Annotated in this window: 18 protein-coding genes; 2 read left to right on the forward strand and 16 right to left on the reverse strand. The window is 70.3% G+C overall.

Features of this window, described 5'->3' with window-relative positions; all coding sequences use genetic code 11:
- The first annotated feature begins 247 nt into the window (after nucleotides 1-247).
- Nucleotides 248-799, forward strand: coding sequence for a CarD family transcriptional regulator (locus tag IPK71_25140; GenBank protein MBK8217023.1), 552 nt, complete (start codon nucleotides 248-250; stop codon nucleotides 797-799).
- The gene (locus tag IPK71_25145) at nucleotides 796-1338 is read left to right on the forward strand and encodes a cob(I)yrinic acid a,c-diamide adenosyltransferase (protein MBK8217024.1); all 543 of its coding nucleotides are present in this window, start codon (nucleotides 796-798) and stop codon (nucleotides 1336-1338) included. Before IPK71_25140 ends, IPK71_25145 begins: the two co-directional genes overlap by 4 nt.
- Before the next feature lies 1 nt (nucleotide 1339).
- On the opposite strand, the gene IPK71_25150 is transcribed toward IPK71_25145, so the two are convergent.
- From IPK71_25150 to IPK71_25225, 16 genes are all read right to left on the reverse strand, one after another.
- Nucleotides 1340-1894 (reverse strand): RNA polymerase sigma factor, encoded by a 555-nt coding sequence (locus IPK71_25150; GenBank protein ID MBK8217025.1) that lies wholly within the window; start codon nucleotides 1892-1894, stop codon nucleotides 1340-1342.
- A 151-nt stretch (nucleotides 1895-2045) separates the two neighbouring features.
- A complete protein-coding gene (locus tag IPK71_25155; protein ID MBK8217026.1) occupies nucleotides 2046-2975 on the reverse strand; it encodes a serine/threonine protein kinase in 930 nt (309 codons plus the stop codon).
- A 71-nt stretch (nucleotides 2976-3046) separates the two neighbouring features.
- Entirely contained in the window at nucleotides 3047-4588 is a 1542-nt protein-coding gene (locus IPK71_25160) for an NAD(P)H-hydrate dehydratase (protein ID MBK8217027.1), read from the reverse strand.
- Nucleotides 4589-4637: 49 nt separating this feature from the next.
- Nucleotides 4638-5021 (reverse strand): holo-ACP synthase, encoded by a 384-nt coding sequence (locus tag IPK71_25165; protein MBK8217028.1) that lies wholly within the window; start codon nucleotides 5019-5021, stop codon nucleotides 4638-4640.
- 98 nt (nucleotides 5022-5119) lie between these two features.
- Nucleotides 5120-5899, reverse strand: coding sequence for a pyridoxine 5'-phosphate synthase (locus IPK71_25170; GenBank protein MBK8217029.1), 780 nt, complete (start codon nucleotides 5897-5899; stop codon nucleotides 5120-5122).
- 85 nt (nucleotides 5900-5984) lie between these two features.
- Nucleotides 5985-9116, reverse strand: coding sequence for a PDZ domain-containing protein (locus IPK71_25175; protein MBK8217030.1), 3132 nt, complete (start codon nucleotides 9114-9116; stop codon nucleotides 5985-5987).
- A 95-nt stretch (nucleotides 9117-9211) separates the two neighbouring features.
- Nucleotides 9212-9943 (reverse strand): class I SAM-dependent methyltransferase, encoded by a 732-nt coding sequence (locus IPK71_25180; protein ID MBK8217031.1) that lies wholly within the window; start codon nucleotides 9941-9943, stop codon nucleotides 9212-9214.
- Between the two features lie 52 nt (nucleotides 9944-9995).
- Nucleotides 9996-11267 (reverse strand): hypothetical protein, encoded by a 1272-nt coding sequence (locus IPK71_25185; protein MBK8217032.1) that lies wholly within the window; start codon nucleotides 11265-11267, stop codon nucleotides 9996-9998.
- Nucleotides 11264-11773, reverse strand: a complete 510-nt coding sequence (locus IPK71_25190; GenBank protein ID MBK8217033.1) for a hypothetical protein — start codon at nucleotides 11771-11773, stop codon at nucleotides 11264-11266. The genes IPK71_25185 and IPK71_25190 overlap by 4 nt, the downstream gene beginning before the upstream one ends.
- A gap of 62 nt (nucleotides 11774-11835) precedes the next feature.
- Entirely contained in the window at nucleotides 11836-12726 is an 891-nt protein-coding gene (locus IPK71_25195) for a UbiA family prenyltransferase (GenBank protein MBK8217034.1), read from the reverse strand.
- Nucleotides 12723-13958: an amidohydrolase family protein gene (locus tag IPK71_25200; protein ID MBK8217035.1), complete on the reverse strand. Its 1236-nt coding sequence runs from the start codon at nucleotides 13956-13958 to the stop codon at nucleotides 12723-12725. Before IPK71_25200 ends, IPK71_25195 begins: the two co-directional genes overlap by 4 nt.
- Nucleotides 13955-15838: a dehypoxanthine futalosine cyclase gene (gene mqnC, locus IPK71_25205; protein ID MBK8217036.1), complete on the reverse strand. Its 1884-nt coding sequence runs from the start codon at nucleotides 15836-15838 to the stop codon at nucleotides 13955-13957. Before mqnC ends, IPK71_25200 begins: the two co-directional genes overlap by 4 nt.
- Entirely contained in the window at nucleotides 15835-16983 is a 1149-nt protein-coding gene (gene mqnE / locus IPK71_25210; GenBank protein ID MBK8217037.1) for an aminofutalosine synthase MqnE, read from the reverse strand. The genes mqnC and mqnE overlap by 4 nt, the downstream gene beginning before the upstream one ends.
- Entirely contained in the window at nucleotides 16976-17560 is a 585-nt protein-coding gene (locus IPK71_25215; protein ID MBK8217038.1) for a hypothetical protein, read from the reverse strand. Before IPK71_25215 ends, mqnE begins: the two co-directional genes overlap by 8 nt.
- Entirely contained in the window at nucleotides 17557-18144 is a 588-nt protein-coding gene (locus IPK71_25220; GenBank protein MBK8217039.1) for a UbiX family flavin prenyltransferase, read from the reverse strand. The genes IPK71_25215 and IPK71_25220 overlap by 4 nt, the downstream gene beginning before the upstream one ends.
- Nucleotides 18141-18869 carry a ubiquinone/menaquinone biosynthesis methyltransferase gene (locus tag IPK71_25225; protein MBK8217040.1) on the reverse strand — a complete coding sequence of 243 codons (729 nt, stop codon included), beginning with the start codon at nucleotides 18867-18869 and terminating at the stop codon, nucleotides 18141-18143. The genes IPK71_25220 and IPK71_25225 overlap by 4 nt, the downstream gene beginning before the upstream one ends.
- Nucleotides 18870-18920 lie beyond the last annotated feature (51 nt).

Consider the following 18920-nt stretch of genomic DNA (forward strand, 5'->3'; position numbering starts at 1 on the left):
CTCCAGGGACGTCAGCAAGGCCGCCGCCTCCTCCAGGGACGTCAGCAAGGCCGCCGCCTCCTCCAGGGACGTCAGCAAAGCCGCCGCCTCCTCCAGGGACGTCAGCAAGGCCGCGAAGCCCGCGCCGCCGCCGCCGAAGTACACCGAGCCCGACCTCGGCACCTACCGGACGCGCCCCCCGCCCCCCTTGCCGCGCATCGCGTCGCAGCCCCCGCCGGCGCCGTCTCCGCCGCCGGTTCGGCCGCCCATGCCTCCCGCGAAGGGCTACCAGCCCATCGTCAACATCCAGCCGTTCCCTCGTTCGACCGAGCCGCTGAACCTCTCCGTCGGCGACAAGGCCGTCCACCCGCTGCACGGGCTCGGTGAGGTCTCCTCGATCGAGCACCGCGAGGTCGGCGGAGTCTCCGGCGATTTCTACATCCTGCGCATCCTCGACAAGGGCATGCGCGTGATGGTGCCGAAGGCGAGCGCCACCTCGAGCGGTCTTCGCGCCGTCATGAGCGAGAAGGACGCGAACGCCGTGCTCGACACGCTGCGCGCCAAAGAGGTAGCCGTGGATCTTCAGCCTTGGAGCCGGCGTTTCCGCGCCTACACCGAGATGATGAAGAGCGGCTCGCCTCACGAGGTCGCCAAGGTGCTCCGCGACATGTTCCGGCTCAAGTTCGACAAGGATCTGAGCTTCGGGGAACGTCGCCTGCTCGACCAAGCGAAGAGCCTCCTGATGAAAGAGCTCGCCGCCGCCAAGAAGATCACCGAGGCCGACCTCTTGGCCGAGGTCTCGGAGATGTTCAAGGCGTGAAGCTCTACACGAAGACCGGCGACGACGGCACGACGGGGCTCTTCGGCGGCGGCCGTATCCCGAAGGCGTCGGCCCGTGTCAACGCATACGGCACCGTCGACGAGCTCAACGCGTGCCTTGGTGTCGCCCGCACGACGACGCTCGCCGAGGCTACCGATACCCTCCTCGCGTCCGTGCAGAGCGATCTCTTCGTGCTCGGAGCCGAGCTCGCCTGCGTGCCAGGCAAAGAAGACAAGATGAAGATGCGCTTGCTCGACGCGTCGGACGCGGCGCGGCTCGAGGCCGCGATCGACGTGTCCGAAGGCACCTTGCCCGCGCTCACGGCGTTCGTGCTCCCGGGCGGCTCGAGCCAGGCCGCCGCCCTCCACCTCGCGCGCACCGTGTGCCGAAGGGCCGAGCGCGAGGTGCTCGGCTCCGGGGACGTGCGGGCCGAGCTCGTGGTCTACCTGAACCGCCTCTCCGACCTGCTCTTTTCGCTCGCGCGGGCCGAGAACGTCCGCCTCGGCGTCGCCGACGTGCCCTGGGCTCCGCGGTCGTAGCTCACGCCGCGACCTGGGGCTCCGTCATCGCGTCGGCCAGCATACGCCTGCCCCGGTGGAGCCGGCTCATCACCGTGCCGAGCGGGAGCCCGAGCTCGACAGCCGCCTCGCGGTAGGTCGAGTCACCGAGGTCCACCGTCTCGATCACCTGACGAAACGTCGCCGGGAGCGAGGAGAGCCGCTCCGACGTGCGCCGCGTGAGGCTCACGGCCGTCGCGCTCGCGGCGAATGCGTCGTTGTGGGTCCACGCGTCGAGGTCGGAGGCGAGCACCTTGAGCGCGTTCTTCTCCCGTCGAAGGCGGCGGTAGCGCGTGACGAACACGCTGAAGAGGATTTGGTACGCCCAGGCACGCAGGTTCGTCCCGAGGCGGTACTGCGACTCGAACGTGAGCGCCCGAACGAGCGCGTCCTGCACGAGATCGTCGGCCACCGAGCTCGACTTGGCCAAGCGCAGGGCACGCCCGCGAAGCTCGGGCACGAGCCGATGGAGAGCCTCACGGAGCTCCTCACGGGTGTGGGCGACGACAGGCACGGACGACGAGGCGGCTCGAGACATGGTGGGACGCTCCTTCGAGAGAAGCTCTATCCACGCCGCGTACCAAGCCCGAATGCCATGTAATTATTGACCTTTTTAGGATCTTCGACCGACAGACGCGTCCCGTCGGACACACGCGTGTGGGCGCCCACACGCCCTCGCCCGCCCTCGGTCAGTCGGGGTCCTTCAGGTCGTTGAGCATCGAGATGAACGAGCCCATCGGGGCCACGCCCGGGGCCGCCGAGCTCGCGACCACGGCGCGTTTGGCGTCCCGGAGGGCCGAGAGGAGCGCAGAAGCCGACGGCCACCGCTCTTCTTTCTCGAACATGAGCGCCATGTCGACGACGGCCACCACGGAAGGATGGGTCGACGGAGCCGCCTCGACGAGGGAGCGCGCGTGCTCGGTCGCGGCGGCGAACCAGCGCCGGTACGAGTCGTCGGCGACGTGCACGGTCTCGCCGGAGATCAGCCGAAAGAGGACGGCGCCGAGCGAGTAGACGTCGGAGCGCGCGTCCACCTTGTCGGTCCCTGAGCCGACCGCTTGCTCGGGGGACATGTAGGACGGCGTGCCGAGCAGCATGCCCTCGACCGTCTTTCCGGCCAGCGCTTTGCCCTTGCCGACGCCGAAATCGAGCAGCTTGACGTCCCCCGAGAAGGTCAGAAAGAGGTTCGCCGGCTTGAGGTCCCGATGAATGATGCCGGCTTCGTGGACCGCGGTGAGCGTGTCGGCCACGTCGATGCCGATGTCGAGCACCTCGACCACGGGGAGCTTCACGTCCCCCTCGATGCGCGACTCGAGCGTCTCGCCGTTCAGGAGGTCCATCACCAAGAACGGGCAGCGGTCCGCGGTGACGCCGTCGTCGACGATGCGGCACACGCCGGGGTGTTTGACCCGGTTCACGAGGTACGCCTCTTCGAAGAAGCGGGCCACGGCCACTTCGTCCGTCGCGAGGGCCCGATGCAGGATCTTGACGGCGCACCAGCCACCCGTGTCGTCGGTCGCGGCGTACACGTTGGCCATGCCGCCCGTCCCGATGACGCCGTGGATGGTGTAGCGCCCGACGCTCGCTCCGATACGCTTGTCGGTGCTCGGCTTGTTCATGGGACCCTCGGGCGCTCCTCGTTCAAGCCTCCTAGGATATCGCGTGGAAAGGCGGCCGACCAGGGGGACCCTCAGCGAACGAGCCCCCGCACGATCTCGGGCACCCGATCGCCGATTTCGTGGGCGAGGAGACCGCGATCGCCGTTCGCCTTCGCCCACTCGGCCCCCGCGAGACCGTGCACCAGCGCCCCGGCCTCGACGGCGCGCCGCGGCGCAAGCACGCACGCGAACGCCGCGACGATCCCCGCGAGCACGTCGCCCGACCCCGCCGTGGCGAGCGCTGCGTGCCCGGCGTCGACGAGCGAGACCTCCACCGACGCCCGATCCGCGCCCGCGCCCGCGATGAAGGTGCACGCCCCTTTCAGCGCCACGATCGCCCCCGAAGCCAGCGCCGCTTCGCGCACCCTCGTGAACCTGTCGGCGACGACGGCCTCGGAGGAGATCCCGAGCAGGCGACCGAGCTCGCCTTCGTGAGGCAGGAGGAACGTAGGGGCCCGACGCGCGCGGAGGCCATCGAGCCTCCCCTCGAACGGCGCGAGACCATCCGCGTCGAGGACGACCGGCACCTCGGCGAGCGCGAGCACACGCTCGACCACGGCCCGCGCACGAGCGTCACGACCGAGGCCCGGGCCAAGCACCACGGCGGACTTGCCACGCAGGAGCTCCGCGACGCGCGACTCCACGGGCTCGACCACGAACGTCATCGCTTCGAGCACACGCGCGTCGAGGGAGGGGACGGTGTCGGCGAACGAGGCGACGGTCACTGCGCCGGCCCCTGCCCGCGCCGCACCATGAGCCGCGAGCAGCGCCGCCCCCGTCTTTCCGGGGCTCCCCGCGACCACCGCCACGTGCCCCTCCCGGAACTTGTGGGTCGCGTGCCTCCGAGCCGGGAGCGCCACGTCGGACGGAACCACGCGCATCGCGCACGGCCGGGCCTCGCGGGGGAGCCCCTTCGGGTCGGTCGGTACACCGATGTCGACCACATGCACCCGTCCGGCCGCGTCGCGCCCCTCGGCGGTGACCAGGCCGAGCTTCTCGGCGACGAACGTCACCGTATGACGTGCACGCACACACACGCCCCATGTGCGCCCCGTCCGCGCGCAGAGGCCCGAGGGGAGATCGAGCGCGAGCAGCTTGTCCCGTGCGACGAGGAGGCACTCGATGACATCCCGATCGACCCCTTCGACGTCGCGCGAGAGGCCCGTGCCGAAGAGACCATCGACCACGGCGGACGCGCTCGCCACGGCCTGCGAGAGCCGCGGGAGCCCCTCGGCGTCGAGCGTCGTCAGAGCTCCGCCGAGCCCCGCGAAGGCCTCGGCGTTGGTGAGCGCGTCCCCGCGGAGCCCCGAGATGGGGATACGGCAAAAAACCTCGGGAATGGCGCCGAGCACGAGCAGGCGGCGCGCGACGACGAACGCGTCCCCCCCGTTGTTTCCACGACCGGCGACGAGCACGACACGCTTGCCCGAAGGTTGTCCGGCGAGCAGCTCGCGAACGAGCACCTCGGTGGCCCCTCGCCCCGCGTTCTCCATGAGCACGATCGACGGCGTTCCCCGGGCGGTCGCGTACTCGTCGAACGCTCGCATCGCCTCGGGGGTGTAGACGGGCTCCACCGACCGATCGTCTCAAACCCTTCGTCCGAGCGCAACGCCGCGGACGCGGTCAGCCTGCCGCCGACGCGCTCTCGAGCACGACCACCGCGACCGCGACACCGCCGTCGTGCGAGAGGCTCACGTGCCACTTCTCGGCCCCCGCCGCGCGGGCGGCGTCGAGCGCCGTGCCCACGAGCTCGAGCCCGGGGCGCCCCGACTTGGCGCGGCGAACGCGGCAGTCGTGCCACGACACGCCCGTCGCCCCGCCGAGCGCCTTGGCGAACGCTTCCTTCGCAGCGAACCGCCCGGCCAGCGCGAACGCGCGGTCGCGACCTTCGAGCTCCGCCCGCTCCTCGGGGCAGCAAATACGTGAAAAGAACCGGTCTCCGTGGCGCTCCAAAGCGCGCTTCATGCGTTCGATCGAGCAGAGGTCGATGCCGAGGCCGACGATCATGAAGCGCACCTTACCAAGCGTCGGCGCCATGGGAGCGCGCGCTCGGCCATGTCGCACGATCGCCACGCGACGGTCGCGGAGGTGTCACACGCGCCCCCTCAAGCGCGGGCTCGTACCCCACGCTCGACGGCCCCACGCAGCGCGGCCACCGCGGCTCCCATACCCGAAAAGATCGCGTCGGCGACGACGGCGTGGCCGACGTTGAGCTCCTCGATCGCCGAAATACGCATGAGCTCGACGACGTTCGCGACCGTGAGCCCATGGCCGGCGGCCACCTCGAGGCGAGCCGCGGCGGCGGCCCTGGCCGCGCCCTCCAAGGCGCCGAGGGTTCGGGCGCGCTCCTCGGCCGTGACGGCGTGCGCGTAGTCGCCCGTATGAAGCTCGACCTGGGCCACGCCGAGCGCGGCGGAGGCGTCGATCTGCGCGAGGTCCGGCGCGACGAAGAGGCTCGTCTTGATGGAGGCATCGTCGAGGGTCGCGCACATGGCCCGGAGGCGCTCTTTTTGTCCTACGACGTCGAGGCCACCTTCCGTGGTGCGCTCTTCGCGCCGCTCCGGGACGAGGGTCACGACGTCGGGCCGAATGCGCAGCGCGATCGCGAGCATCTCGTCGGTCGCGGCCATCTCGAGGTTCAGCGTCGTGCGGAGCTCGCTCCGGAGGCGCTCGACGTCCTCGTCGCGGATGTGGCGTCGGTCCTCGCGGAGGTGCGCGGTGATGCCGTGGGCTCCGGCGTCGAGGCAGTGCCGTGCCGCGAGAACGGGATCCGGGTACGTCGTCCCTCGTGCGTTCCGGAGGGTGGCGACGTGGTCGATGTTGACGTGGATTCGGACGACCTTCGGGAGGCTCGATTCGTTCGACGGGAGCTGCACGCGCGGCATGGTGATGGCCCGAGACCCAAAAGTAAAGCCGCGCGCGCCCACGGCCCCGACCGGGGTGGGACGCGCGCGTGCGTCACACGGAGCGTCAGTCGTCGTCGCCGCCGGCGCCGTCCTCTTCGGTCTTGGGCGTCGGGAGGAGCTCCCCGTTCGGGCCGTCGCGACGGACGACGAACGTCTTTCGGCCGACCGAATCGGGGCTCTCGCGGGCCACGATCGTGACGAAGTTCACGCCCGGCCGGAGCGGCACGTCCGCGTCGAACACGAGCTTCTTCGGATCCGGGCCGTTGCGATTCGAGCGGTAGAAGACCTTCTTCTGGCCGACCAAGACGTAGGCGTCGAGCAGTCGGTCCGCGTCGGTCGCCGTGGCCTTGAGCGAGATGCGCGCGTCGCGCGTCACGTGGACCTGGGCCCCGACCTCGATGGAGGGCGGAAACCGCGTGAGCACGTCCTCGAAGGCGAGCTCCTTCGGCGCGACGCCGCCATCGTCGGCTTCGCTCGCGCGTACGAAGGCGTAGCGCCCCTCGCCGAGCGCGACGCGCCGGTAGTCACCGTACGAGCCGGTGACCTGCGCGACGGCCCCTGCGGGCAGCTTCCCCACGACACGCGCGGCCGCGTCGGGCGCCTCGAGCAGCGCCACCCCTTGGGCCTTCGCCTTGAGCGACCCCTGCGCCGCAGCGACCGTGAGCGCAGGGCCGACGGGGATGCGGATCTTCTCGACCGTCGTCTCGCGGAGATCGCGGTCGGACACGGACAGCTCGACCTTCGCCTCGGGGTCGGCGAGCTCTTGGCGCACCTCGAACGAGAACGCCATCTTCTTGGTCTCGCCCGGCTTCAGGTTCGAGAGGTCGTAGCGGCCCTCGCGGAGGAGCACGCCGTCGCCGCTCAGGTTCCGGAGGTTCGCCTGAGCGTCGTACGCACGACCACGGCCGACGTTGGTGACCGTGACGTACATCGTCACCTCCTCACCCTTTTGCAACCTGCCGTCACCATTACCTTTTTTGTTGTCGACGACCTGGTACGAGTACGCGAACACGGGGCGGTCGAGGGCCTTGATCCCCACGCGGAGCTCGGCCGGCGCCGGGGCCCGACCGCGGGCTTCGTCGAACTTCACGGTGATACCGTCGTTGCGCGCGAGCGCGTCCCTCGGGATGCGGCACGACCGCGGAGCGTCCTTCGGGAGAGGCGCCGTGCTGCCGATCTTGCGCCCCTCGATCTCGCACCACCCGAGCGGCGCCGTGACCGTCCGGCTCTTTCCCGGCTCGAGCTTCCCGATGACGAGCTCTTTGTTGTCGAACATGGGGTTGTCGCTCTTCGTCATCGCGCCGAGGCGATAGAGCGGCTCCTTGCCCTTGTTCGTGACGGTGAGCTTCACGTGGAGGGGCTCGCCGGCGACCCCTTCGTTCCCGGGCCTGTCGGTCTCGAGCTTCACCTCGAGGGCGCCCTTCTCGGGGGGCGCACCTTGAGGCACCGTGGCGGGGGCGTCGGACCAGTCGATCCCGAGCGCTTGGAGATCTTGCGCCACGCGGGCGATCTCGGCGGCGCGCGCCTCGGCGACGAACCCCTTCACGGCCCTCACCTGCTCGGGGCGCTTGCCCGTGGGCATGTGCGCCACGACGTCCCGCGCGAAGCGGATGGGAAAATCGACGGCGAACGCGTCGTCCGGGTCGCCGCCGCGATCGCGGAGGTCCTGCCGCTCCTTCTGCGGCAAGTTGTACCGGAGCACCTCCGAGGGCTTCTGCCCCTCCCGCGTGCGCGAGCTCGAGAGGCTCCGCGCGAGGTCACGCTCCTTCGTGCCTCCCGAGTCGACCGTGAGGTCCATCTCGAGCAGGTCCGCGGTCATCGGGTCGAGCTCGATGTCGGGGGTGATACCCGTGCCCTGGATGGAGATGTCGCCCGGCTCGGTGAGGTACTGCGCGATCGTGAGCTTGAGCGCGGCCTTGTCGGGCAGATCGGGGAAGACGAGCTGGACGCTGCCCTTGCCGAAGGTCGTCTCGCCGACGATGACCGCGCGATCGTGGTTCTTCATGGCGCCGGCGACGATCTCGCTCGCGCTCGCCGAAGAGCCGCTCACCAAGATGGCGATCGGGTAGTTCGGCTCGGTGCCGTCGGGGTGGGCGACCTTCTCCTCGCGGTCCTCGGCGGAGTTTCCGACCGTCGCGACGATCGGGCCCTGCGCGATGAACTTGTCGACGACGCGCGCGGCTTGGTCGAGCAATCCGCCTGGATTTCCGCGCAGATCGAGCACGAGGCCCTTGAGCTCGCCGCCCTTTCGGAGCTCGGCGAGGGCCTTGTCGAGGTCGGCCGAGGTGTTCGCCTGGAACTGCTTGAGGCGCACGTAGCCGATGCCGCCGTCGAGCGCGTGGGACTCGACGCTGGCGACCTTGATCGTCTCGCGAGTGAGCACGTACTCGCGCGCGCCGGCCCACCCGTCGGGCCCGTCTCGATGCACCCACACGGAGACCTTCGAGCCGGGCGCGCCGCGGAGGTGTTGCACGGCCTCGTTCAGGCCCATGTTGAGGGTCGACTCGTTGCCGATCTTCACGATGCGGTCGTGCCGCTTGATGCCCGCTCGGCCGGCGGGCGTGCCCGGCATCGGGTTCATGACGGTGAGCTGTTGGTCGCGGATCGAGATGACGATGCCGAGGCCGCCGAACTGGCCGCTCGTCGACAGGTTCATCTCCTTGTACGCCTCGGGCGAGAGCAGCACCGAGTGGGGATCGAGCGTGTGGAGCATGCCGTTGCACGCCGCGTACTCGACCTCACGGAGGTCGACCTCGGTGCCGCGGAGCCCGTCCTGCACGAACGCGAACACGTCCCGGAGGTGGGAGGACACGTCCCACGGGCCCTGGACGTTGTCGACCCGGAACTCCTTTTCCTGAGTGTCTACGCGCACTTTCACGGTGGGTGCGCCGTCCTCGTAGAGCACGATGACCTGGGCGACGTCGCGCTGTACGTAGTTCAGCGCCGAGAGGAGCATGTCCTTCGGCTTCGCGCGCTTCGGGTCGACGTAGCGGTCGCGCACCGTCTTCAGGACCTCGTTCACCACCTTGAGCTGGGTGAGGTCGTAGTTCTGCGCGGTGTGGCTCGTGCTCGCGGCGCTGGCAGGGGCGAGCCCGTGCCACAAGCCTCCGCCGTGGAGGCGAAGGGCGAGCACCGTTGCGAGACCGAACGCGCCGAAAAGCGCGGAACCCTTCACGACCTTGGGCCAGGTGACCATACCCCGCGAAGTATACGCACGGCCCCGGAAGAACACTATCGCGGGTATCGGGCCGGCCCGGCGCGGCCCGAACGAAGGCGAAGGCGCCCCGAAGGTCAGCCCTTTCGGATGACCGCGACGTAGAACCCGCCGAACACGGAGGCGGGGCCGTCGCAGAGGGCGAGCTCGGCCCGGCGGAGCACGTCTTTCAAGAGCGGCACGCGCATGAACGCGGCGGCCGGAGTGACGATGCGCACGCCGCGCGCCGTCTCGAGGCGGGTGCCAGGCGGCAAGATCTTGCCGATGTTCCAGGGCGCGTCGAACCGGGTGTAGACCGCGCTCTCGCGCGTGGTGTCGCTGATCTTGCCGGCCGGGCCGAGCACCTTCGCGAGCGCACGGAACGAGAGGGGGTTATAGAGCTCGGCGAGGACGATGCCTCCCTTGCGCGTGACACGGGCCATCTCGGCGAGGGCCTTGCCGATGTCCGGCACGTGAGCGAGCACCTTGAACGAGCACGTGAGATCGAACGACTCGTCGGCGAACGGCAGCTTGGTGGCCGAGCCCTCGCACACGTCGAGGCCACGCTCCTTCGCGAGCGCCAGCATGCCCGGCGACAGGTCGATCCCCTTGGCGCTCTTCGCGAAGCGGCGGATGCGCTCGAGGATGAGGCCCGTGCCGCAGCCGACCTCGAGCACGTCCTTCCCCTGACCGTAGCGCTCGCAGATCTGGATCTCGAGGTCGTCGATCAGGGCGTGGTAGCCGTCGGCGTCGTTCGGGCGCCGCTTGTCCTCGTAGCGCTTGGAGAACTCGTCGTAGTAGGCGCGCGTCTCTTCGAGGCCTCGGCTCATGGCCTTGGGCTTTTACTCGCCTTTCGGCCGGTGAGAAGCCGAAAACGCCGCATCAGGGGCAGGCGAACCGGGTGAGCCAGGTGTGGGCCGCGTCGCCGTAGAGGATCCAGACCGCCTTCGCCGCGTCGACCGCGATGGCGACGTCCGTGATGCGCGCGCCCCGGGCGACGAGGCCGTGCGACGTGAAGGAGCCGTCGGCCACGAGGTGCCCGAGCTCGAGGGCCCGCGGGGCGTCACGCTCGGAGGACTCGGGGACGACGCGTGCAACATACATGCGATCGAGCGTCTCGGAGCGTGTCGCGGCGAGCGGCGCAGGGTCGAGCCCGTTCGGGTAGGCCGAGACCTTCACGGGCACGTCGTCCTTGGGTGGCGACGGGACGAGCAGCGTCGTCATGCCGAACGAGCTCACGTCCTGGGGCATCGGGACGAGCGCGAACGTCGCGCCCCTGAGCCTTCCCGACGCGAGCGTCACGCCCCGCTCCGCCGGGCCGCCGACGGTGAGAACGGCGTCGTTCCCGAGCTCGATTTTTCCGTCTTTTCCGAGAGTTAGCTCACGTGCGTGCATCGGCGTCATGGCCGTGCGGGCGTCGAGGTAGAGGGCCACGACCTTGTCGCCCGCGGGTACGAGCGCGAGCTGCGTCGCGCCGCTGCCGTCGTCCGAGAGGCGCACGGGCTCGCCCTCGTCGAGGATGACGAACGCCTGCAGCATCGTGCCCTCGGTCGTCGAGCGCTCGGCGAGGTAGGCGACGACGGAGTGCCCGTCCCCTCCGATGGGCGCGGCGGCGATGCGCGTGGCCGGGCGCCCCTTCCCGACCTCGCGCTCGCGCATGCCGTCGATGCGCCGAATGACTCCCCCGCGGCCCGGGCAGTACACGAAGCGACCCGCGGGCTCGCACGGCGGGTAGCTCATGGGCTCGAACGAGAGGACACGCGTCGGCGCGACCGGCGCGAGGGTCGGCGGGACGGGGACCCCGAAGCCACGGGTGCGCCCGGAGTCGTTCGCGACCACTTCGAGCCGGTTGCCCGAGGCCGCGAGGAACGCCGTGCCGCGAAAAGGTTGCTCTTGAGGCCCGTAGACGAGCTTGCAGGCGGAGGGCCCCGCGTCTCCGAGGGTGGGCGCGGCAGTGACGTGCGCATCGCCGATGGAGGCGTCACGGGGGACGGCGGCGTCCGGCGCCGACGATGCGGAGGCCGTGGGGGGCGCGCTCGGCTCGGGAGCCGAAACGTCCTTCGCGCCGCTGTCGACGGGGGGCGGCTTCTTCTCCCGGCACGCCACCCCGAAGGCCATGGCCGCGACGGTGAGCGCCACGACGGGTCCCCTCATGGCCGCTTCCCAGGCGTGTTCTTCACGGCGAAATCGACGTGGAGCTCGCCCGAGCCCTTCGCGACCGACGCGTCACGAAAGCTCGGGAGCACACACGAGCCCGCGAAGAGCGACTCGACCGGGAGCGTGTTCCGCGGCGAAAAGCGTGCATCTTTCACGTTTCCGTCGGCCGTGAAGACGACCTCCACGTAGATGGTCCCGTACACCCCGGCCATGCACACGCAAGCCTTCTCGGCCCCCGGGGCGAGCGCCGCAGAGATCTCCGCGATCCGGGCCGGCGAGAGCGCGGCCGTCGACGTGACCGAGACGTCGGCGAGGGGCCCTGCGCTGGCCGTGGGCGCGGGAGGCGTGAGGAGCTGAGTGTCCCGAGGGTCGTGCTTGCGTGCCTTGACCACCCAGAGGGCCACGATGAGCACGGTGAGCACGCCCACGGCCACGAAGCCGAGCGCCCGCTCGCCGCGCTTCTCGGACGCGCTCACCTTGATGTGCCGTACCTCGTCGCCCACGGGATCTTTCTATCGCAAGTCTTCGAGGGAGTGTGGGGCGGCCTTCGCCGCCGGCAAGGACGTTACGATCCGCCGCGCGAGAGGAGCCACGCGTCGACGAGCGTCGCCACGAAGAAGCCGAGGCTCACGAGGGCGTTGCAGTCGAAGAACGCTTTGTCGATCTTCTCGAGGCTCCCGCCGCGGACGAGGCGATGCTCGACGACGAGGATGCCCGCGAACACGAGCGTGCCCACGAAATACGCCGGCCCCCTATGGAGGACGACCCCGGCCGACGCGAGCGCGAGCACCGTCACCACGTGCGACGCCGCCGACATGCGGAGCGCCCCCTGCGTGCCGAAGCGCGCCGGCACGGAGTGGAGGCCGTTCTCGCGGTCGAACTTCTCGTCCTGCAGCGAATAGAGGACGTCGAAACCGAAGAGCCACGTGACCACGCCCAGCATCACGAGGACGATGCCGAGGCCGGGCTTCGCGCCCATGGCGATCCACGCCCCGCCCGGGGCGAGCGAGAGGGCGAGCCCGAGCCACGCGTGCGCCGCCCACGTGAACCGCTTCGCGAGGGAGTACCCGAGCAGCACGAGCAGCACGGGCACGGAGAGCACGGCCGGCCACACGCCGAGTGTCGCCGCGGACAGCAAGAAGACGAGGCCCGAGGCCACGGTGAGCGCGAGCGCCTCACGGGCGGCCACGCGACCGGCTTGGATCGGCCGCTCCTTCGTGCGCGGGTTCTTCTCGTCGACGTCCCGGTCGACGTAGCGGTTGAAGGCCATGGCGCTCGTCCGCGCCGCGACCATGCACACGAGCATCGCCCCCACGCGCGCCGGCGTCAGCGGCACGTGCGGCTCTCGGTGCGCGAGCACGGTGGCCGTCGCGGCGAACGGCAACGCGAAGACCGTGTGGGAGAACGCCACGAGATCGGCGTACGCGCGGAGCTTCGACAACACACCCTGACTCATCGTTCACCCCGACCTTCGTTGCGAGAATCGAGCCGCTTGCGCGGCAGCGTGCGCGCGTGGAGGAGCGCCTCGGACGCGCTCCCACGGACCTCCGTCATGACGCCGAAGACGCCCGGGCGCGCCCCCCGCGCGAGCCTCCCGTGAGCCGGGAGCCCCAAGGCGAGCGCCCCATGGTGGGTCGCCATCGCGACCACGAGGTCGGCCGGGAGGGCGAAGGCCTCGGCGAGCGCGGCGGCCTCCTCGAGCACGTCGAGCGAGGGGCTCGACGCGAGCGAATCGGTCCCGAGCGCAGGCAAAATACCACGTGATATCATACACTTCACATCCGGCAGACGCCCCTCGATGAACAGGTTCGAGCGCGGGCAGAGGGCGACCTTGGCGCCGTCGTCGGCGACGCGATCGAGCTCCTCGGGGGTCGCGTCGGTGAGGTGCACGAGGAGGACGTCGGGCCGGAGCCCTAGGAGGGACCGAGCGTACGCCACGGGCCCGAGCCCCGGCCACGCGAACGCCCCCTCGGGCACGCCGAGCCCGCGGAAGAAGTCGAGCATCGGGCCGCGGCCCTCGGTGAGCACCTGACGCTCGGCCGCGTGCTCGGCGAGGTGGAGGGAGGTGCGCGCCCCACGAGCCCTCGCGAGCGCGACGAGCCGCCGCACGGCGTCGGGGTGGGTCGTGTGCAACGTGTGGGCGGACGGCGACCAGACGAGCGAGCCTCCGTCGAGGAGCCCCGCTGCGCGCGCTGCGCCTTCGAGGGCCTCGACCTTCGCGAGCGCCACGTCGCGCACGGCCCCGAAGACCTCGTGAAAAACCGCGCCCGAGAGGCCCGCCGCGACGAGCGGGCCCGCGGACGAGAGGCCGTTCGTGACCTCTCCGACCGCGACCGTCGCGAGGCGCACGAGCGTCTCCACGGCCTCGCGTGTCGCCCGGAGCATGGCGTCCTCGGGGGTCGCGCGGCGCGCCGAGAGCATGGCCGTGGCCCAGCCGGCGAAGCCGAGCCCCTCGGGCACCGAGCCTGCGAGCGCCGAGAGCTCGAGGTGCGTGTGAGCGTTCACGAGGCCCGGGAACACGACGCCCTCGAGCTTCGTGATCTCGGCGCCGGTGCTCCTCGGGAGCACGTCCGACGCACGTCCCACGTCGACCACCGTGCCCGCGTCGTCGAGCACGACGGCCCCGTCACGGAGCGACGGCCCGTCGCCCACGACGAGACCGCTCGCGTGGACGACGCGCGCGTTCATGACGGGTCCGTGAGCCAGTCGTAGCGGACGTTGCGCCGCGTGGCCTTGTAGCCGGCGGCGCGGATGCGGGCCTCCATGCCGGTCGCGTCCATGCGGAACGTGGTCCCCGCGCTCGACACGACGTTCTCCTCGAACATGACGCTGCCGAAATCGTCGGCCCCGAAGAGGAGCGCCACCTGGCCGACCTCGGGCCCTTGGGTGACCCACGAGGCGCCGACGTGGTCGACGTTGTCGAGCATGAGCCGCGCCACCGCCTGCTGACGCAAGTAGAGGAGCGTGCCGTGCTCGCCCGGGAGGATGTGGGTGCCCTCTTCGAACTGGTAGTCCCAGCAGAAGAAGGCCGTAAATCCCCCGGTCTCGTCCTGGAGATCGCGGATCTTGAGGAGGTGCAAGATGCGCTCGCGCGCCGTGTCGATGGTGCCGTACATCATCGTGGCGCTCGAGCGGAGGCCCATGGCGTGCGCGGTGCGCATGACGGAGAGCCACTCCTCGCTCGTGCACTTCGTCTTGGCGATACGCCGACGCACCCTGTCGACCAGGATCTCGGCCCCGCCGCCCGGCACCGAGTCGAGGCCCGCCGCGTGCAGGCGCTCGAGCACCCGCTGCACCGTGAGGCCCTCGAGCTGCGCGATGTGGAGGATCTCCTCGGGCGAGAGCGCGTGGAGGCCGAGGCCGTACTCGGACTTCATCCAGCGGAAGAGGTCCTCGTACCACCCGATGCGGAGGTCGGGGTTCAGGCCTCCCTGGAGGAGGATCTGGACGCCACCCTTGTCTTTCACTTCTTGGAGCTTCTGGCCGAGCTGCTCCCGGGTGAGCACGTACGCCTCGGGGTGCCCGGGCTTCCTGTAGAATGCACAGAATCGGCAGCTCGTCGTGCACACGTTCGTGTAGTTCACGTTGCGGTCGACGATGTACGTGACGACCTCGGCCGGGTTCTTGCGCATGCGCGCGCCGCGCGCGAGGAGACCGAGATCGAAGAGCGAGGCCTCTTCGAGCAAGCGGAGGCCCTCTTCGCCGGAGAGGCGCTCTCCGGCCTCGGCGCGCGCGAGCACGGTGTCGAGCGACGGGCGGGCCACGCGGCGCGTCTCGGTCGGGTTCACGATCGAGAACCGCGTGCGCGGGAGGAGCCCCTCGCTCGCGGCCTCGTCGAGGAAACGCTCGAGCCCTCGCACGGCCTGGTCGTCGAGGTCGTAGCGCAGGCTCTCTTCGAGGTACGACACCAACGCACCCTCGGATAGCCCTGTCTTTTCGGCGTGTTGCGCGGCGAGCCGGCGGCGCTCGGACAGGCCCCAGGCCCTCGCCGCCTCGAGCTCGGCCACGTCGTCGGACGTGAGCGCGCCCGGGCGCGAGAACCACCCGGCGAAGACGAAGGGGAGCCCCGTGTCCTCGCGCCAGGCCTCGCCGAGGTCGAGCACGTGCGGGAACCTGCCCTCGAGCGCGAGCGCCGGATCGCCAATCACGACGGCCGCCGTCTTCCCGCCGACCTTCGCGATGGCCTCGGCCGACGACGCGCCGAAGAACCGCGGAGACACTTTGCGCTTCTTGAGGAGGAGGCGAGCCAGGACGACGCTCGTGCGCGACGAGAGGTCGAGCGCGACCTCGCCGACCTCGGACAGCGGGGCCTCCGACACGAGGAGCACGCTGCGCACCGGGCCGAACGTGCCGATGCACGCGCTCGACGACAGCTCGAGCCCGCCGAACGAGGCCGCCGCGGCGACGGGCATGAGGGCGGCCGCGACCTCGTCCTCGGCGAGCTTTCGCGCCACCTCCGACGGGAGCGAGAGGGAGAGCTCGAAGGCCCCCTCCCGCGGATTTCCGGGGGCGAACGCGTCCCACAGGGGGCGCGCGTTCAAGTACTCGACGGCGCCGAGCTTCTTCATGCGACCACCGTCAGGTGACGCCCGGCCTTGCGCTCACGCACCTTGAGCGCCGCCTCGGGGAGGGCGCTCTTTTCGTGCTCACGAACGATCCTGTAGAGCGTGTCGCGCTCGATGGGTCGTCGGCCTGCCTCGCGGATGAGGCGCACGAGATCGGCCTCGGAGAGCCCGTCGGGAGAGCGGGAGCCGGCGGCCTTGTAGATGGTCTCGTGGACGATCGTCCCGTCGATGTCGTCGGCCCCGAACGAGAGCGCGACCTGCGCGATCTTGGGGGTCATGCTGACCCAGTAGGCCTTCACGTGGTCGAAGTTGTCGAGGAAGAGCCGCGAGACGGCCACCGTGCGGAGGTCGTCCATGGCCGTGGGCGCCGGGAGGTTCTTCATGCCGTTGCCGTCGGGGTGAAAGGCGAGCGGGATGAAGGCCTGAAAGCCGCCCGTCTCGTCTTGCAGGGCGCGGAGCCGCGCGAGGTGATCGACGCGGTGCTCGAACGTCTCGATGTGACCGTAGAGCATGGTCGCGTTGGAGCGCATGCCCATGCGGTGGGCCACGCGGTGGACCTCGAGCCACTCGTCCGCGGTGGCCTTGTCGGCGCTGATGCGCGAGCGCACCTCGGGGTGGAAGATCTCCGCGCCGCCGCCCGGGAGGCTGTCGAGCCCGGCCGCGCGCAGCCGCTCGAGCACCTCCTGCACGGTCATCCCGTAATGCACGGCGAAGAACTGGATCTCGACGCCGGTGAAGCACTTCAGGTGGATGTCGGGCTTGATGCGCCGAAATCCCTTCAAGAGGTCCTCGTAGTACGAGAACGGGAGCCCCGGGTGGAGGCCGTTCACGACGTGCACCTCGCTCGGAGGGTCGTCCATGCGGGCCTCGAGCTTGCTCCACGCCTCCTCGAGCGTCATCGTGTGCGCGCCCGGCATGTGCGCCTCGAGCTTCGCGAACGAGCAGAACAGGCACGAGGCCATGCACACGTTCGTGACCTCGACGCGGAGGTTCTTGTTGAAGTAGGTCGCGTCGCCGTGCCGCGCCTCGCGGACCTCGTTCGCGAGCGCCGCGATCCCCAAGATGTCGGGGCAGGTGAAGAGCTCGAGCCCCTCGGCCTCCGTCAGCCGTTCTTTTGCACGGACCTTCTCACGAATGCGCTCAAGCATGGGTCTCTCCTCCGGAAATCTCGGCGGGGGTGTCACCCTCCGCGAACACGGCGCGGCGCCCGACGTAGGCGAGCACCTCGGACAGCTCCTTGCGTTGAAGGAGCTGCGCGCTCACCTGCCCCTGTCCCTTCACCTTCTTCGTGGCGTCGTCGGCGATGGGGAGACCGCGCTTGTTGGCGAGCACCCCGCGGAGCTCGCTCGCGCCGAACCCGAGCGCGACCTGCGCGAGCTCGATCCCGATCTCCGTGTAGCTCACGCCCACGCGCACGCCGTCCGGCGAGAGCACGCGCTCCACGGCCACCTTGCGGAGGAGGCCCAAGCCGGCGCCCTCGCTCGACGTGTCGCCGCGCGCGATCCACGCCACCTCGTACGGCGCCTTGCCGTCACGGATCGAGATACGCACGAGATCGCCCGCCACACGCGCGCGGACGGCGTCGGCGAGCGCTCCCAGCGCGAGGAGGTCGGCCTTCTCGAGGCGCTCACGCGAGCCCTTGGGCAAAGGCTCCCCGGCGAGGCGCGCGCGCGCGATCTCCGAGAGACCGGCGGCGGCGAGGGCCTTCTGGACGAGCGGGCTCACGAGACCACCTCCTTCGGCGCGCCCCACCGATGAAGCAAATCATGAGTAATTCCGAGGTGATCGAGCACACGGCCGACGACCGTGTCGATGGCTTGCTCGAGGGTCGTGGTCTTTCCGTAGAAGGAGGGCATGGCGGGGAGCACGAGGGCGCCGTGGCGCGAGACGGTGGTGAGGTTCTCGAGGTGGAGGGTCGAGAGAGGGGTCTCTCGGGGGACGAGCACGAGGGTGCGGCGCTCCTTGAGCATCACGTCGGCGGCCCGGGTGAGCAGCGTGTCGCTCGTACCGTGGGCGATGCGGGACACCGTGCCCATGCTCGCGGGCACGACGGCCATCGCGTGCCACCCCGCGCTCCCGCTCGCGAAGGGCGCGCGGTAATCACGTGCACCATACACGGGGAGCCCGAGCTCCTCCCGGATGTCTCCGCCGCACTCGAGGGACCACACCTCGGAGGCGGTGCTCGAGAGGCAAACGCCCACCTCGAGCTCGCCCGTGCGCACCCGCTCGCGGAGCACCTGCGCGAGGCGCTTCGCGTAGGGGGCGCCGCTCGCGCCCGTGATGCCGAGGACGATTTTTCGGACGGTCATGGTTTGTCTCCCACCACGATCGAGGCGACCCCGAGGGTGAGATCGCGCCCGCGCACGCCTCGGAAGCCTGCGTCGACGAGCAGCGCCTCGTAGCCCTCGCGCGAGTGGAAGGCCTTCATGCTCTTCGAGAGGTACCCGTAGGCCGCGCGGTCGCCGGAGACGAGCCCACCGAGCGCTGGGAGGACGACGTCGCCGTAGGCCTTGTGGAAGGCGCGCGTCGCGAGGCCCGTCGGCCGGAAGAACTCGAGCACGACGAGCCGCCCGCCCGGTCGGAGCACACGAAAGGCTTCTTTTGCGCCGCGCGCCGGGTCCGAGAGGTTCCGCACCCCGAAGCCGCAGACGACGGCGCCGAAGGACGCGTCCTCGAACGGCAGGTGCATGGCGTCGGCGACCACGCGCTCGGCCGAGGGGGCCTTGTGTTTGCCGCGCTCGAGCATCTCGGCCGAAAAATCCGAGGCGACCACGCGCTCGCCCGGGAAGGCCTTCGCGAGGAGCGGCACGAAGTCCATGGTGCCCGAGCAGAGGTCGAGCACCGGCCCGGGAGCCGCGCCCCGGAGCTCACGAACGGCGGCGTGCCTCCAGCGCTGGTCGATCCCGAAGGACAAGAGCCGGTTCAACGTGTCGTACGTGGGCGCGATCCGGTCGAACATCGACCGCACCTCGGTCGCGTGCTCCGACTCCCGGCCCTCGCGACGGCCGACCTCCGCGATGGGTGATTGCTGCATCGAGCTCGACATGGACGCCTCGGCGCTCTCCGGGAGACGACGCGAGCGGCC

It is taken from the genome of Myxococcales bacterium (assembly GCA_016712525.1).
In the GTDB taxonomy this organism is placed as follows: Bacteria; Myxococcota_A; Polyangia; order Polyangiales; family Polyangiaceae; genus JAAFHV01.